13 protein-coding genes are annotated in these 16,390 nt (G+C 69.3%); 11 read left to right on the top strand and 2 right to left on the bottom strand.

Going from position 1 to position 16,390, the window contains the following annotated elements:
- Positions 1 to 48: 48 nt before the first annotated feature.
- Both E7Y32_RS14870 and E7Y32_RS14865 read right to left on the bottom strand, forming a co-directional pair.
- The gene (locus tag E7Y32_RS14870) at positions 49 to 819 is read right to left on the bottom strand and encodes a TrkA family potassium uptake protein (protein WP_146337798.1); all 771 of its coding nucleotides are present in this window, start codon (positions 817 to 819) and stop codon (positions 49 to 51) included.
- Positions 820 to 1,491: a TrkA family potassium uptake protein gene (locus tag E7Y32_RS14865; RefSeq protein WP_146337797.1), complete on the bottom strand. Its 672-nt coding sequence runs from the start codon at positions 1,489 to 1,491 to the stop codon at positions 820 to 822.
- A gap of 168 nt (positions 1,492 to 1,659) precedes the next feature.
- On the opposite strand from E7Y32_RS14865, the gene E7Y32_RS14860 reads away from it, so the two are divergent.
- The 11 genes from E7Y32_RS14860 (at position 1,660) to E7Y32_RS14810 (ending at position 16,280) form a co-directional block, all read left to right on the top strand.
- Positions 1,660 to 3,636 carry an APC family permease gene (locus E7Y32_RS14860; protein WP_186466997.1) on the top strand — a complete coding sequence of 659 codons (1,977 nt, stop codon included), beginning with the start codon at positions 1,660 to 1,662 and terminating at the stop codon, positions 3,634 to 3,636.
- Positions 3,633 to 4,979, top strand: coding sequence for a class I SAM-dependent RNA methyltransferase (locus E7Y32_RS14855; protein WP_146337795.1), 1,347 nt, complete (start codon positions 3,633 to 3,635; stop codon positions 4,977 to 4,979). Before E7Y32_RS14860 ends, E7Y32_RS14855 begins: the two co-directional genes overlap by 4 nt.
- A gap of 159 nt (positions 4,980 to 5,138) precedes the next feature.
- Positions 5,139 to 7,952, top strand: a complete 2,814-nt coding sequence (locus E7Y32_RS14850) for an aconitate hydratase (RefSeq protein ID WP_146337794.1) — start codon at positions 5,139 to 5,141, stop codon at positions 7,950 to 7,952.
- A 134-nt stretch (positions 7,953 to 8,086) separates the two neighbouring features.
- Positions 8,087 to 10,060, top strand: a complete 1,974-nt coding sequence (gene dxs / locus E7Y32_RS14845) for a 1-deoxy-D-xylulose-5-phosphate synthase (protein ID WP_146337793.1) — start codon at positions 8,087 to 8,089, stop codon at positions 10,058 to 10,060.
- A 94-nt stretch (positions 10,061 to 10,154) separates the two neighbouring features.
- Positions 10,155 to 10,712 (top strand): hypothetical protein, encoded by a 558-nt coding sequence (locus E7Y32_RS14840; protein WP_146337792.1) that lies wholly within the window; start codon positions 10,155 to 10,157, stop codon positions 10,710 to 10,712.
- An 81-nt stretch (positions 10,713 to 10,793) separates the two neighbouring features.
- Positions 10,794 to 11,012: a hypothetical protein gene (locus tag E7Y32_RS14835; RefSeq protein WP_146337791.1), complete on the top strand. Its 219-nt coding sequence runs from the start codon at positions 10,794 to 10,796 to the stop codon at positions 11,010 to 11,012.
- Positions 11,013 to 11,088: 76 nt separating this feature from the next.
- Positions 11,089 to 12,066 carry an aldo/keto reductase gene (locus tag E7Y32_RS14830; RefSeq protein WP_146337790.1) on the top strand — a complete coding sequence of 326 codons (978 nt, stop codon included), beginning with the start codon at positions 11,089 to 11,091 and terminating at the stop codon, positions 12,064 to 12,066.
- 44 nt (positions 12,067 to 12,110) lie between these two features.
- Positions 12,111 to 13,124 carry a nucleoside hydrolase gene (locus E7Y32_RS14825; RefSeq protein WP_146337789.1) on the top strand — a complete coding sequence of 338 codons (1,014 nt, stop codon included), beginning with the start codon at positions 12,111 to 12,113 and terminating at the stop codon, positions 13,122 to 13,124.
- A 64-nt stretch (positions 13,125 to 13,188) separates the two neighbouring features.
- Positions 13,189 to 14,019: an ECF transporter S component gene (locus E7Y32_RS14820; protein ID WP_146337788.1), complete on the top strand. Its 831-nt coding sequence runs from the start codon at positions 13,189 to 13,191 to the stop codon at positions 14,017 to 14,019.
- A gap of 4 nt (positions 14,020 to 14,023) precedes the next feature.
- Positions 14,024 to 14,776, top strand: coding sequence for an energy-coupling factor transporter transmembrane component T (locus E7Y32_RS14815; RefSeq protein WP_146337787.1), 753 nt, complete (start codon positions 14,024 to 14,026; stop codon positions 14,774 to 14,776).
- Between the two features lie 10 nt (positions 14,777 to 14,786).
- Positions 14,787 to 16,280, top strand: coding sequence for an ABC transporter ATP-binding protein (locus E7Y32_RS14810; protein ID WP_261382467.1), 1,494 nt, complete (start codon positions 14,787 to 14,789; stop codon positions 16,278 to 16,280).
- Positions 16,281 to 16,390: the final 110 nt, after the last annotated feature.

Raw genomic sequence — 16,390 nt, 5'->3', positions numbered from 1 at the left:
CCGTTTCCAGCCCTGGACGCGGCACCAACTGCGGGCTGTTTGGGCGGATCAGCCCTCGAAGCCGTCGTCGCCGGCGGGCTGGGTCTCGCGGCCGTGCGGTTCGACGGCGGCCGGGTGCTGGCCCGCACCGGACGGCTCCCCGGCGGTGTCGACGTCGGACTCCGGAGCGGAGAGCAGGCCGCGCAGCCCGTCCTCCGCGGCGATCGTGGTGACGAAGAACAGCTCGTCGCCGCCGTCAATCACATCGTCACGGCTGGGCGTGATCGGCGCCTGGTCGCGCAGGATCGCCACCAGGGTGGCGTCCTCGGGCCAGTCGATATCACCCACGGTCAGGCCGATCACGTGGGAGTCGTGCGGCACCGTGAACTCCACCAGCGAGGACACCCCGGTCTGCAGGGTCAGCAGCCGGACCAGGTCGCCGATTTCCACGGCTTCCTCCACCAGCGCGGTCATCAGTTGCGGGGTGTTGACCGCGACGTCGACGCCCCAGGAGTCGTCGAACATCCAGTCGTTCTTCGGGTTGTTGACCCGGCCCACGGTCCGGCCGACGCCGAATTCGGTCTTGGCCAGCAGCGACACCACCAGGTTCACCTTGTCGTCGCCGGTCGCGGACACCACGACGTCGGCGTCCTCCAGCCGGGCGTCCTTGAGCGTGCTGAGTTCACAGGCGTCGCCAACCAGCCAGTGCGCGCCGCGCAGCCCGCTGCGGCCGATCACCTCCGGCTTGAGGTCGATCAGCAGGATTTCGTGTTTGTGGGCCAGCAGTTCACGGGCGATCGAGGAACCGACGCTGCCCGCCCCGACGATGACGACTTTCACTTAGGACTCCTTGGCGGGGGATTTGGCAAGAATGTGGGCGACCTCGGAGGTGCGGTCCACGCTTAGCATGGCGTGGACGGTGTCGCCGTCCTGGTACAGGGTTCCGGGTCCGGGGAGGATGCCCTCGCCGAAGCGGGTGAGATAGGCGATGCGGATGTCGGCGGCCTTTTCGATCGCGGAGAGCGGGTGGCCGATCCAGCCGGCGTCCACGTCCACCTCGGCGAGCACCAGCCGGCCGGACGGGTCGCGGAAGTCGCCGGCGAGGTGCTGCTCGGGCAGGATGCGGCGCAGCACCTGGTCCGCGCTCCAGCGCACCGCGGCGACCGTGGGGATGCCGAGCCGCTGGTAGATCTCCGCGCGGCCCGGGTCGTAGATCCGCGCCACGACGTGCGGGACGTGGAACGTTTCGCGGGCCACCCGGGTGGCCAGGATGTTGGAATTGTCACCGCTGGACACGGCGGCGAAGGCGTAGGCCTCCTCGACGCCGGCCTGCTTGAGCGTTTCCCGGTCAAAGCCGACGCCGGTGACCTTGCGGCCGGAAAAGCCGGTCCGCAGCCGGCGGAAAGCGCGGTCGTCCTGGTCGATGATCGCGACCGAATGGCCGGCGTCCTCCAGTGTGTGCGCCAGGGTCGCCCCAACACGGCCACAACCCATGATCACGAAGTGCGCCACACGTGCCTCCTCAAGCGTTCTCTCTTGTGCTGCTGCGGTTTGCTGCTGCGTAAAACTGTACCGGCCGGAGCGGACCCGCAGCCCTTGTTGACCGGCGCGGGCCGCGGGCCGCTGGTGAGCGGGCTCCGCCGTCATGACATCGGACCCGAATCAGACTAGCTTTGTCTGGTGCTGACAATTTTCAATGCCGTGAAACGGGTGCTGGTAGGCAGGCCCTTCCGGAACGACCGTCTGGCCCACACCCTGCTGCCCAAGCGGATCGCGCTCCCCATTTTCGCCTCCGATGCGCTCTCCTCGGTGGCGTACGCACCGGACGAAATCCTGCTGACCCTGGCCCTGGCCGGCGTCAGCGCCGTGGCCTTCTCGCCCTGGGTGGGCCTGGCCGTGATGGTGGTGCTGCTGACCGTGGTGGCCTCGTACCGCCAGAACGTCCACGCCTACCCCTCCGGCGGCGGCGACTACGAGATCGCCAACGAAAACCTGGGCAAGTACGCCGGCCTCACCGTCGCCTCGGCCCTGCTGGTTGACTACGTCCTCACCGTCGCGGTGTCGATGTCCTCGGCCGCGGCCTACCTCACCACTGCCGTGCCCTCGCTGCACGGACAGCAAGCCGCGATCGCCACGATCGGCGTCGTCATCCTGGCCCTGGTGAACCTGCGCGGCATCCGCGAAGCCGGCACGGTCTTCGCGGTACCGACCTACATCTTTATGTTCTCGATCCTCGGCATGACCGCCGTCGGCATGTTCCAGGCCGCCACCGGCCAGCTGGGCCAGGCGCCGTCGGCCGCGTTCGAGATCGTCCCGGCCGCCGGCTTCGACGAGGGGATGGTGGGCCTGGCGGGCGCGTTCCTGCTGCTCCGGGCGTTCTCCTCGGGCGCCGCCGCCCTGACCGGCGTCGAGGCGATCAGCAACGGTGTGCCGAACTTCCAGAAACCCAAGAGCAAGAACGCGGCCACCACGCTGCTGCTGCTCGGCGTGATCGCGGCCTCCATGCTGGCCGGCATCATCTACCTGGCCAACGCCACCAAGGTGCACATTGTGCTGGACCCGGCCAAGGAGTTCCTGCTGGACGGCAAGCCGCTGCCCGAGGACTACATCCAGAACCCGGCGATCAGCCAGATCGCCCAGACCGTCTTCGGCGCCGGCTCGATCCCGTTCTACATTGTGGTCGCCGCCACCGGCGTGATCCTGGTGTTCGCCTCCAACACCGCCTTCAACGGCTTCCCGGTCCTCGGCTCGATCCTCGCCCAGGACGGCTACCTGCCGCGCCAGCTCCGCACCCGCGGCGACCGGCTCGCGTTCAGCAACGGTGTGCTGGCGCTGGCCGCCGGCGCGCTGGTGCTGATCATCTCCTTCGACGCGGATGTCACCAAGCTCATCCAGCTCTACATCGTGGGCGTCTTCATTTCCTTCACCCTGAGCCAGCTCGGCATGATCAGGCACTGGGGCCGCGAGCTGAAGCTCGCCAAGGACGCCGCCACGAAGCTGCGGATGCTCAAGTCCCGCACCATCAACACGATCGGCTTCGGCATGACCGGCCTGGTCCTGGTGATTGTGCTGATCACGAAGTTCGAACAGGGTGCCTGGATCGCCCTGCTGGCCATGTTCATCCTCTTCCTGATCATGTGGAGCATCCGGGCGCACTACGACAACGTGGCCAAGGAGCTCGCCGTCGATGAGGACTCCTCGCCGCGCGCTCTTCCCACCCGGGTGCACGCCGTGCTGCTCGTCTCGCACGTCCGCAAACCCGTCCTCCGGGCGCTGGCCTACGCCCGCGCCTCACGGCCCTCCCGGCTGGACGCCATCACGGTGGACATCAGCCCGGAGGAGACGGAACAGACCCTCGCGGACTGGGAGAAACTGGAGATCCCGGTGCCGCTAACGGTACTGGCGAGCCCGTTCCGTGAGACCGTCACGCCGATCATGGAGTACATCAAGAACATGCGCCGCGACTCCCCGCGGGACCTGATCGTCGTGTACATCCCCGAATACGTCGTGGGCAAGTGGTGGGAGCAGCTGGTGCACAACCAGACGGCGCTGCGGATCAAGACCCGGCTGCACTTCGAGCCCGGCGTCATGGTCGCCAGCGTGCCATGGCAGCTGAAATCCTCCGAAGAAGCCAAGAAACTGCAGGACATCCAATGAGCACCGACACCCGGACCCCCGCCCGCACCGAGCTGATTGTCGACGTCGGCCCGGTCGCCCACGGCGGCCACTGCGTGGCCCGGCACGAGGGCCGGGTGATCTTCGTCCGGCACGGCATCCCCGGCGAAAAGGTCCGGATCCGGTTGACCGACGACGGCGAATCCGCCAAGTTCTGGCGTGCCGACGTCGTCGAGGTGCTGGAGCCCTCACCGGACCGGGTGGAGCACTTCTGGCACGCGGCCGACGCGCAGCGGGCCTGGTCCCACGGCCACCCGCCGGTCGGCGGCGCCGAGCTGGGGCACGTCGCGCTGGAGCGCCAGCGCAGCCTCAAAGCCGAGGTCCTGGCCGATCAACTGCACCGGCTCGCCGGCGTCGAACTTTCCGTTCCGGTCGAAGCGGTGGGGGAGGCGGCCGGCGCCGCCGGCACCGGCCTGGCCTGGCGGACCCGGGCGGGCTTCGCCGTGACGACCGGGGGGAAGCTGGGCATGCACGCGCACCGCTCCGACGCCGTGTTCCCGGTCCGCGAGATGCCGCTGGCCGTCGAAGCAATCAACGCCCTCAAACTCTGGGACATCGACCTGCAGGGCATCGAGCGGGTGGAGGTCGCAGCCCCGGCCAACGGCTCCCGGCCGCTGGTGCTCCTGGTCCCGTCCGCCGGAACCCGGGCCAAGCGGCTCGGCGCCATTGCGGCCCAGCTGCCGGATGATGTTTCGGTGGCGGCCGTTGACCCCGGCACGGGCGCCGTGACGCAGTTGCGCGGCCGCACCTGGGTGCAGGAAACCGCAGCCGGGCACGAGTACCGTGTCACCGGCGACGGGTTCTGGCAGATCCACCGCGACGCCCCGGAGACGCTGGTGGGGGCCGTCACCGGCTTCCTGCACGAGGGCGGCTACCTTGCCGCCGGGTCGGTGGTGGCGGACCTCTACGCCGGCGCCGGGCTCTTCACCGCGCCGCTGGCCGACGCCGTCGGCGTCACCGGGTCCGTGCTGTCCGTGGAAGGGGCGCCGGGCACCAGCCGGGATGCGCGGAAGAACCTGCACGGCGCGCCCCAGGTCGACATCATCCAGGGCAAGGTCGAACGCGTGCTGCGGCAGCAGCCCCGCAGCTTCGACGCCCTGCTCCTGGACCCGCCCCGGGCCGGTGCCGGCAAGGCGGTCGTGAACCAGCTGGTGGCGTCCCAGCCCCGCGCCATCGCGTATGTCTCCTGCGATCCGGCGTCGTTCGCGCGGGACGTGGGGTACTTCCAGCAGGCCGGCTGGGCCCTGGCGGGACTGCGCGCCTTCGACCTGTACCCGCACACCCACCACCTGGAGACTGTGGCGTTACTGACTCCCCGGGGCTGAGGCCACTAGGATGGGCGGAGTAGTCCGACATCGCGCATTGCAGTCACTTTTGAGAAATCACTGTTGAGAAATCATCACTCATGTCTTAGTTAGGCTGGCCTAACTAGCAAGGGGTCTGCGGCGCGACAAAGATGAAACTGTTGCGAGAGGAGTCCTGCGATGAGCATTGTGGACAGCTTCGGTTCAAAAGGCAAACTTAATGTAGCCGGTACCGAATACGAAATTTTCCGGTTGAACTCCGTTGAAGGTGCAGAAAACCTTCCGTTCAGCCTCAAGGTATTGCTTGAAAACCTGTTGAGGACCGAGGACGGCGCCAACATCACGGCCGATCACGTCCGCGCACTGGCCGGTTGGGATCCCAACGCCGAGCCCGACACTGAAATCCAGTTCACGCCGGCGCGCGTGATCATGCAGGACTTCACTGGCGTGCCCTGCGTTGTTGACCTCGCCACCATGCGTGAGGCCGTCAAGGAACTCGGCGGCGACCCCAAGCGGGTCAACCCGCTGGCACCGGCGGAAATGGTCATCGACCACTCCGTGCAGATCGACGCCTTCGGCAACTCCGGCGCACTGGAGCGCAACATGGAGATCGAGTACCAGCGCAACGGCGAGCGGTACCAGTTCCTTCGCTGGGGCCAGACCGCGTTCGACGACTTCAAGGTCGTCCCGCCGGGAACCGGCATCGTGCACCAGGTCAACATCGAATACCTGGCCCGCACCGTCATGACCCGTGAAGTTGACGGCGTGCTCCGGGCCTACCCGGACACCTGCGTCGGCACCGACTCGCACACCACCATGGTCAACGGCCTGGGCGTGCTCGGCTGGGGCGTCGGCGGCATCGAAGCCGAAGCTGCCATGCTCGGCCAGCCCGTCTCCATGCTGATCCCGCGCGTCGTGGGCTTCAAGCTGACCGGGTCCATCCCGGCCGGCGCCACCGCCACCGACGTTGTGCTCACCATCACCGAGCAGCTGCGCCAGCACGGTGTGGTCGGCAAGTTCGTGGAATTCTACGGCGAAGGCGTCGCGGCCGTGCCGCTGGCCAACCGCGCCACCATCGGCAACATGAGCCCCGAATTCGGCTCCACCGCCGCGATGTTCCCGATCGACGACGTCACCCTCGACTACCTGCGCCTCACCGGCCGGTCCGACGAGAACGTTGCCCTCGTGGAGTCCTACGCGAAGGAACAGGGCCTCTGGCACGACCCTTCCCGCGAGATCAAGTTCTCCGAGTACCTCGAGCTGGACCTCTCGACCGTTGTCCCGTCGATCTCCGGCCCGAAGCGCCCGCAGGACCGCATCATCCTCACCGAATCGAAGGCCCAGTTCCGCGAGGACCTGCGCAACTACGTGAAGGAAGACCTCGCCGACGGCAGCCTGGACGAAGCGATCGACGAGAGCTTCCCGGCGTCGGACGCCCCGTCCTTCACCGCCTCCGGCACGCACCTCACCGACCAGGCGCCGCACGCGCACGGCCCGAAGTCCAACGGCCGCCCGTCCAAGACCGTCGCGGTCAAGACCGCCGACGGCCGCGAGTTCGAACTGGACCACGGCGCGGTGTCGATCGCCTCGATCACCTCCTGCACCAACACGTCCAACCCGTCCGTGATGCTCGCCGCAGCCCTGCTGGCCCGCAACGCCGTGGACAAGGGCCTGACCTCCAAGCCGTGGGTCAAGACCTCCGTGGCCCCCGGGTCCAAGGTTGTCACCGACTACTACAACAAGTCGGGACTGACCCCGTACCTGGAGAAGCTCGGCTTCTACATCGTCGGTTACGGCTGCGCGACCTGCATCGGCAACTCCGGCCCGCTCGACGCCGAAATCTCCGAGGCCATCCAGGCCAACGACCTTTCCGTCACGGCCGTGCTCTCCGGCAACCGCAACTTCGAAGGCCGGATCAACCCGGACGTCAAGATGAACTACCTGGCCTCCCCGCCGCTGGTCATCGCGTACGCCCTGGCCGGCACCATGGACTTCGACTTCGAAAACGACGCGCTGGGCCAGGACGAGGCTGGCAACGACGTCTTCCTGAAGGACATCTGGCCGAACCCGGTAGAGGTCCAGCAGGTCATCGACTCCTCGATTGACAAGGGCATGTTCGCCCGCGGCTACGAGGGTGTCTTCGAGGGCGACGAGCGCTGGAAGGCACTCGACACCCCGGCCGGCGACACGTTCGCCTGGGACGAGAAGTCCACCTACGTCCGGAAGCCCCCGTACTTCGAGGGCATGCAGGCGCAGCCGGAGCCCGTGCAGGACATCACCGGGGCGCGTGTGCTGCTCAAGCTCGGCGATTCCGTCACCACGGACCACATCTCCCCGGCCGGTTCCTTCAAGTCCGACACCCCGGCCGGCCAGTACCTGCTGGCCAACGGTGTGGAGCGCAAGGACTTCAACTCCTACGGCTCACGCCGTGGCAACCACGAAGTCATGATCCGCGGCACCTTCGCCAACATCCGGATCAAGAACCAGCTCCTGGAAGGCGTCGAGGGCGGCTTCACCCGCGACTTCACCCAGGCCGACGGCCCGCAGGCCTATGTCTACGACGCCGCGCAGAACTACCAGGCCGCCGGCACCCCGCTGGTTGTCCTGGCCGGCAAGGAGTACGGCTCCGGCTCGTCCCGTGACTGGGCCGCCAAGGGCACCGCACTGCTGGGTGTCAAGGCTGTCATCGCGGAAAGCTACGAGCGCATCCACCGCTCCAACCTGATCGGCATGGGCGTCCTGCCGCTGCAGTACCCGGCCGGCCAGAACGCCGCCAGCCTGGGCCTGACCGGCACGGAAACCTTCGCCGTTGAGGGTGTCACCGCCCTCAACGAAGGCACCACGCCGAAGACCCTCAAGGTCACTGCCACGGCCGAAGACGGCTCCACCACCTCGTTCGACGCGGTCCTGCGCATCGACACCCCGGGTGAAGCCGACTACTACCGCAACGGCGGCATCCTGCAGTACGTGCTGCGCCAGATCTCGGCCAACTAGGCCCCGACCGGCAGCACCACGGGAAAGCCCCGGCCCGTCACCGACGGACCGGGGCTTTCCCCGTTTCCGGCACCCGGCCCGGTCCGAAGGCGTTAGAGTTAAAAGGCATGTCTACTACCCGCAAGGAGGGGCCGTTGGGAATCTTGGAGACCATCCGGAGTCCGCAGGACCTGAGCAAGTTGTCCGAGGCGCAGCTGGAACAGCTGGCAGCCGAGGTCAGGGAGTTCCTGATCGGCAACGTTTCCCAGACGGGAGGCCACCTCGGGCCGAACCTCGGCGTCGTTGAACTGACCATCGCGGTGCACCGGATCTTCGATTCCCCCCGCGACAGCATCGTCTTCGACACCGGCCACCAGTCGTACGTGCATAAGCTCCTTACCGGCCGCCAGGATTTCAGCACGCTCCGGCAGCAGGGCGGGCTCTCCGGCTACCCGGACCGCGGCGAATCCGAGCACGACATCGTCGAAAGCTCGCACGCTTCCTCCTCGCTGTCCTGGGCCGACGGGATTTCCCGCGCCCGCCGGCTCACCGGCGACGGCGACCGGTACGTGATCGCCGTCGTCGGCGACGGCGCCCTGACCGGCGGGATGGCCTGGGAGGCCATCAACAACATCGCCGCGGACAAGAAGCGCCGCGTGGTGATCGTGGTCAACGACAACGGCCGCTCCTACGCCCCGACCGTCGGCGGTGTCGCCGACTACCTCGCCTCGCTGCGCCCCACCATCGATTCGCTCCGCGCCGCGCCCGCCTACGAAGGCGCCCTCGACTGGTGGAAGAAGCGGCTGCAGAGCGGCGGCCCGGTGGGACAGTTCACCTACAAGAGCCTGCACGCCATGAAAAAGGGCATCAAGGACTGGTGGGCGCCGCAGGGCATGTTCGAGGACCTGGGCATGAAGTACATCGGCCCGGTGGACGGCCACAACCTCCAGGCCATGGAGCACGCACTGTCCACAGCCAGGAACTACGCCGGCCCGGTGATCGTCCACGCCATGACCGAGAAGGGCCACGGCTACGCGCCGGCCCGCGCCCATGAGGCGGACCAGTTCCACGCCGTCGGGATCATCGACCCGGAAACCGGCGAGCCCACCGAGGCCGGCGGCGCGAAGTCCTGGACCTCGGTGTTCGCCGATGAGATCGCCGACATCGCGGACGAGCGCAAGGACATCGTCGGCATCACCGGAGCCATGCTGATCCCGGTCGGGCTGCACAAGTTCGCTGCCCGCCACCCGGACAGGGTGTTCGACGTCGGCATCGCCGAGCAGCACGCCCTCACCTCCGCTGCGGGCATGGCTTTCGGCGGCCTGCACCCTGTGGTGGCGGTCTATGCCACCTTCCTGAACCGTGCCTTCGACCAGCTGCTGATGGACGTCGCGCTGCACAAGGCCGGTGTGACCGTGGTGCTGGACCGGGCCGGGGTCACCGGGCCCGACGGCGCCAGCCACCACGGCATGTGGGATATGGCCATGGTGCAGATCGTTCCCGGCCTGCACCTGGCCGCGCCGCGCGACGCCACCCGGCTGCGCGAGGAACTGCGCGAGGCGGTCGCCGTCGAGGACGCCCCCACCGTGATCCGCTACTCCAAGGGAACCGTCGGGGCCGAAGTGGAAGCACTCGAACGGCTCAGCGACGGCGTCGACGTGCTGGCCCGGCGGCCCGCCGGGTCCAGCGACAACGACGTCCTGATCGTCAGCGTCGGCGCGATGTCCGAACTCGCCCTCGACGTCTCCAACCGCCTCGGCGCCCAGGGCATCAGCTCCACGGTGGTGGACCCGCGCTGGGTCCTGCCGGTCCCGAAGTCCGTGATCGCCCTCGCCTCGCACCACCGCCTCGTCATCTGCATCGAGGACGGCGTCCGGGCCGGCGGCGTCGGCTCCCGGATCCGGCAGGAAATGCGGGCCGCCGGGGTGGACACCGCGCTCAACGAGGTGGGCCTCCCGGTGGAGTTCCTGGACCACGGGAGCCGCAGCCAGGTGCTGGAGCGCGTCGGACTGACCGCCCAGCAGATCACCCACGACGTCGTCGCCCAGGTCCTCGGGACCAAGGTGCCGTTCGCGCGGCCGCTGCCCGGTCAGGCGCACCCCAGCACCGGCAGCCTGCCGATCCTGTGAGAGTCCCGACGTTGGACCGGAACGACCACGCCGTCAAGGCACCACAACCACCCTTCGCCGGCACCCGCCGCGGACGGTTTACGAAGGGACAGCCATGAGCGGCATTATCCGGGTTTACAAGCGCGACGACGAGGGAGTCCTGCACTTCAGGGAAGCCTGGATTGACGAGGAGTACCACGAGTTCGTGATGAACCACGGTGTCGTGGGGCACCAGAGCACCACCGAGGAGACCGAAGCCGCCGACGCGGCCGCGGGGGAGGGCCTGATGGAAGCCTTCGCCGCGCAGTGCACCGAGGACGGCTACGCCGAGATTCCGGATGAGGAGCAGTTCTGGGTGGTGGCGCAGTACGCGCTCAAGACCAAGGACGGCACCAGCCGCGACCGCTACCTCGAGGAGAAGGCCAAGGACGCCCTGATCAGCCACCTGGCGTGGCGCGGGCTCGGCGTGGTGGACCGCTCCGAATTCTCCGACGCCAAGCTCAACATCTTCTGCCTTACCCCGGAGGTCAACAAGACGGTCAACGCGATCAAGGTCTGCATCCGCGGCGAGGACCTGGACTTCACCAAGCTCAGCATCGGCGCCGCTCCGTTCGGCGGGACGGACTTCAAACTGAAGCACTCGGCCAAACCGGCCAACAGCTTCACGCTCTAGGCACGGGGCCTGGAGAGTACCTGCAGGGAGCCGGACACGGCTCACACCAGTTTTGGGGGCAAGCGACAGGAAGGCAACGCAATGACGCGAAAAACCCCTCGACCCGGCAGCACTCCACTTCCCGCCGGACTGGCGGCCCCGGCCCGGAAGTCCCTCGCGCACGCGGGCGTGGAAACGCTCGAACACCTCGTGCGGCTTGGCCGGCGCCGGCTGGCCGGGATGCCGGGCGTCTGCCCGCGGACCCTGGCCCAGCTTGAGGATGCCCTGGACGAACGCGGACTTGAACTGCCTGCAGGGTAGGGGTGCCGGGGCGGTCCGCACGGCCTTGGCGCCACGCTGCCGCGGTGCCGCCGTCGGCCGTTATAGGCTGAATCCCATGACTGAATACCGCCGCGTAGGAAATTCCGGACTGACTGTCTCTGTCGTGGGACTTGGCTGCAACAACCTGGGCCGGGCTAATACCGCCACCGAGACGCAGGAGGGCACCGACGCCGTCGTGCATGCGGCCCTGGACACCGGCATCACCTTCTTCGACGTCGCCGACGCCTACGGCCGGGAGCCCGGCCTCAGCGAAACCATGCTCGGCAAGGCGCTCGGGTCCCGCCGCGGCGACGCCGTGATCGGCACCAAGTTCGGCATGGACATGCGCGGGACCAACGGCAACGACTTCGGCGCCCGGGGATCCCGCCGCTACATCATCAAGGCCGCCGAGGCCTCCCTGCGCCGGCTCGGAACCGACTGGATCGACCTGTACCAGTTCCACACCCCGGACCCGCTGACGCCCATCGACGAGACCCTCGCGGCGCTTGATGAGCTTGTGACCAGCGGCAAGGTCCGCTACATCGGCCACTCCAACCGGGCCGGCTGGCAGATCGCCGAGGCCGAGTTCGTGGCCCGCGCCCAAGGCGGCGAACGCTTCATCTCCAGCCAGAACCACTACAACCTGCTGGACCGCCGCGCCGAGCTGGAGGTCACCCCGGCCGCCGAAGCCTACGGCCTGGGCGTGCTGCCCTACTTCCCGCTGGCCAACGGCCTGCTCACCGGCAAATACTCCGCGGGCCAGGCGCCGGAGGGATCGCGCCTGAGCCACACCCGCACCAACCTGGTCCAGGACGCCGACTGGAAGCAGCTGGGTGCGTTCTCCGCCTTTGCCGCCGATCGGGGCCTGACCGAGATCCAGGTGGCCTTCTCCTGGCTCGCCGCCCAGCCCTCGGTCAGCAGCGTGATCGCGGGCGCCACCCGGCCCGAACAGGTCCGGCAGAACGCCGAGGCCGTCGCCTGGGTGCCGGACGCCAAGGAGCTCGCCGAACTGGACGAGATCTTTCCGCGTACGCCGAAGGTCGCACTCTTCTGAGCTCGGAAACACCCGGCGCCCCGGACGCCGAACACCTGATCCTGATGGATGTCGATACCGGCATCGACGACGCCCTGGCCATCGTCTATCTGCTGTCCCGGCCGGAGGTCCACCTGCAGGCCATCACGTGCACCGCGGGCAACGTCGGGGCACGCCAGGTGGCGGTGAACAGCCTGTCGCTGCTGGAGCTGTGCGGCCGGCAGGGGATCGAGGTGGCTGTTGGCGCCGAGGTCCCGCTTGAAATCCCGCTGGTCACCACCGAAGAGACCCACGGGCCGCAGGGGATCGGCTACGCCGAGCTGCCCGCCCCCGCCCAGCAGATCTCCCAGCGGCACGCCGTCGACGTCTGGGTGGAGGAGGTCCGGGCGCATCCGGGGGAGATCACCGGGCTGATCACCGGGCCGCTGACCAACTTCGCCCTCGCCCTGCGCCGCGAACCTGAGCTGCCGCGGCTGCTCAAGGGACTCGTCATCATGGGTGGCAGCTTCTACTACCAGGGCAACACCACGCCGACAGCGGAGTGGAACACGTCGGTGGACCCGCACGCCGCCAAGGAGGTCTTCGAGGCCTACCGCGGGCTGCCCGAGGACAAACTGCCGGTGGTCTGTGCCTTGGAAACGACGGAGCGGATCGAGATGCTGCCCGAACACCTACGCAGGCTGGGCGAGGCTGCCGGGGCCGCCGCCCCCGAACTGGTGCTCCCTGACCAGCCCGAAGGGCAGCGCAGCGGCTCAGGCAACCCGCTGGTCGCGTGCCTGTCCGATGCGATCCGGTTCTACATGGAGTTCCACCGGCACTACGACCAGGGCTACGTGGCCCACATGCATGACGCCTTCGCCGCGTGCGCCGCCGTCGGTCGCACGGCGTTCAGCACCCGGCTGGCCACGGTCGACGTCGAAACCGTCTCACCGCTGCTGGTTGGCACCACCGTGGCCGACTTCCGCGGACTCTGGGGCCTGCCGCCGAACGCCAGGATTGTCACCGGCAACGATCCCGAGCAGTGCTTCGACGAACTCATTTCCTCGGTGGGCGCCCTGGCCCGGTCGCTGGACCGCTAGGATGTAAGCTGCGCCGAGGTGACATGAGGCGGATGTTCCAAACCCACGCCGAAGGACCCTTCCCATGTCACAGCAGTCCCTGACCCTCCCCGACGCCGACGCCCGGCCCGGAACAGCCCTGCGCCGCCGCCGGCTGCTCGAGACCGCAGGCGCCGCGGCCATCGCCGCCACCTACATCTTCCTGGTCCTCACCCAGCCGGTCGAGCTCGCCGACGGCCTGGCCAGCTTCTCCGCCCTCGTCGCCCTCGGCGGATTCCTGCTCGGCGCGGTGCTGCTGCTCATCGCCGTACTGCCCGTACTCCCCACCTCCACCCTGGTCCTCATGCCGGTGGCGATCGTGCTCAACGTGGTCCTCGGCCAGCTGATGGGCAGCACCGGCCTGCCGTTCTACCTCGACGCGATCGGCACGGTCCTGATCGCCGTCCTGGCCGGCCCGCCCGCCGGCGCCGCCACCGGAGTACTCGGCAGCATCGTCTGGTCCTTCTTCAACCCCACCGTGCTGCCCTTCGCCGCCGGCGCGGCCCTGATCGGATTCCTCGCCGGACTCGCCGCCCGCGGCGGCCTGTTCCGCCGCTTCTACCTCGCCCCGGTGGCCGGCTTCCTCACCGGCATCCTGGCCGGCGTCGTCTCCGCCCCGATCGCGGCCTTCGTCTACGGCGGAACCGCCGGCCTGGGCACCGGCGCCGTCGTCAGCGCCTTCCGCGCCATGGGCGACACCCTGCTGGCCGCGATCACCAAGCAGGCCCTCATCTCGGACCCGATGGACAAGGCCATCGTCTTCACGATCGCCGCCCTGCTGGCCTACGCCCTGCCGCGCCGCACCACCTTCCAGTTCCCCTTCGTCCGCCGTTTCCGGGTGCTCGCCGGCAAAGCCCCGGCGGTCCCCACCGCCTAGGACCATGCGCCTGCACCCGCTGACGGCCCTGACGGCGGCCGGCTGCGCCGCGGTCATCACGACGGCGGCCGGCAGCTGGCCGCTGTCCCTCGCGGTGGCTCTGGCCGCCGCGCTGCTCGCCGTACGCGCGGGCGCGGGGATGCGGGTGCTGGCGGCGGCCGGGGTCATCCTGGCGCCGCTTTGCCTGTCCCTGCTGGTGCTGCACGGATTGTTCTTCCCGGAAGGGCACACGGTGCTGGCGCAGTGGGGTCCGGCCCGGGTAACCGCCGAGGGTCTCGGCTTCGCCCTTGAGCTGGCCTCTCGGACGGCCGCGTCCGTCCTGGTGCTCCTGCTGTTCTCCTTCACCGTCAGCGTCCCGGATCTCCTGGCAGCACTGGCCTCGCGGCGGATCCCGCCGCAATTCAGCTTTGTCCTCGCCTCCACGCTCACCCTAGTCCCGGCCATGGCCGGCCGGCTGGAACGGATCCGGCACGCCCAGGAGGCGCGCGGGCTCGTGGTCCGGCGCGGACTGCTGACCCGGCTGGCCGCGGCCCGGCTGCAGGCGGTGCCGCTGGTGCTGGGCCTGATCGAGGACGCCGGGGTCCGGGCGCAGGCCCTCGAGGCGCGCGGTTTCGGCGGACCTGGCCCGCGGACCAGCTACCGGCAGCTGGAGGACCCGCCAAGGCAGCGGATCTTCAGGGCCGCGGCGCTCCTGCTCGCCGCGGCCGCCGTTGTGCTGCGGCTCGTCACGGCCTGGCCGGCGGCGGTGCCGGCGTGACGGGGCCGGCGTGAACGGGGCAAGACGCGCGACCGCTGCGCTGCCGGCGGCCGCCGCGCGGATCGACAGCTTCAGCTTCCACGGTGACAACCGGGAAGCGCTGCGGGACGTGCGGCTCTCCGTGCAGCCCGGTTCCCTGACCGCCGTGCTGGGTGGCTCCGGCAGCGGCAAGACCACGCTCGGAAAGGTCCTCGCCGGCTGGCTGCGGGCCGGCCACTCCGGAGTCCTGCGCGGCAGCCTGGCGCTTGGCGCGGACGTGCTGGAGTTCGCCGGCGCCAGCGGCGACCCCCGGATCAACCCGGCGGCCTGGTCCGGCCGGGTGGGCTACGTGCCCCAGGATGCCGCCACCATGCTCTCCACGGTGCGCTCCACTGTCGCCGAGGAACTCGCCTTTGGCCTCGAGAACCGGGCCGTGCCACGCCTGGAGATGCTCCGGCGGGTGGCCCGGACCGCGGAACTGACGGGGCTGTCCGGATTGCTCGAGCGGAATCCGGCCGAGCTTTCCGGCGGCGAGCTGCGCCGGCTGGCGGTCGGGTGCGCGGTCATCGCCGAACCGGAGGTGCTGGTCCTCGACGAACCGCTGGCCTCCCTCGACGCTGCCGGCGCCAGCCGGCTCCTAACGCTGGTGGAGCAGCTGGTCGACGCCGGCACCGCCGTCGTGCTGTTGAGCCAGTCCGCGGATTCCCTGGCCCGGCGCGCCGGGCACTGGCTGGTACTGGAGGGCGGCACGGCGACGGCGGAAGGCGCACCCGCCGAACTGGCGGCAGGCCCCCGCCTGCGGGACACCGGCGTCGTGCCGGAGAGCGCCGCCGACGCAGCGCGGCGGACAGTGCCCCCGGCCCCGGCAGACGCCGCGGCGCCGGTCCTTGAACTGCAGGGAATCGGCTTCGGCTACCGGACCGGCGGCCTGCTGCGGAACCTGGACCTCACCGTCCGTCCGGGAGAAATTGTCGCGATCACCGGCCCCAACGGCGCCGGCAAATCGACGCTTTTGCGTCACTTCAACGGGCTGATCCGGCCGCACGCCGGCGAGGTGCGGGTGCTGGGACGAAGCATCGGCCGGACCCCGGCGGGCCGCACCGCCGCCTCGGTCGGCCTGCTGTTCCAGCAGCCGCGCGAGCAGCTCTTTGAACGGACGGCGCTGCGGGAGGTCGGCTTCGGCCTGCGCCGCCTGGCGGGCGCGGAGGCGCCCGGGCGGGCACTCGAAGCGCTGGCCGCCGTCGGGCTTTCCGGTGCGGCTCAGGACCACCCGGCCGAGCTGCCCTCCTCCCGGCAGCGGCTGCTGGCCCTGGCCACGGTGCTCGCCCGCCGGCCGGCCATCCTGGCCCTGGATGAGCCCACCGTGGGACTGGACCGGCACGGCCTCGAACACCTCGCCGATGCCGTTGCCGCCGCGGCGGCGCGCGGCGCCGGCGTCGTCATGGTCACCCACGACCTCGCCTACGCCCGCGCCGGCGCCCACCGCGTACTCGCGCTCGACGGCGGGAGCCTGCGGGAAGTCTGACACGCGCCGGTTGCGGGCCAAATACCGCCCGGCGCGTTATGTTCCTTGGAGTTTTCCCGCACCCGGGCAGGCATGAGTGACCAGGAGGAACCGTTGATGAACCCCATAAC

The sequence above is a fragment of the Arthrobacter sp. UKPF54-2 genome (assembly GCF_007858535.1).
GTDB lineage: Bacteria > Actinomycetota > Actinomycetes > Actinomycetales > Micrococcaceae > Arthrobacter.
The sequence above is the reverse complement of the archived record's forward strand: the minus strand, read 5'-3'. Positions and strand labels throughout refer to the sequence as shown.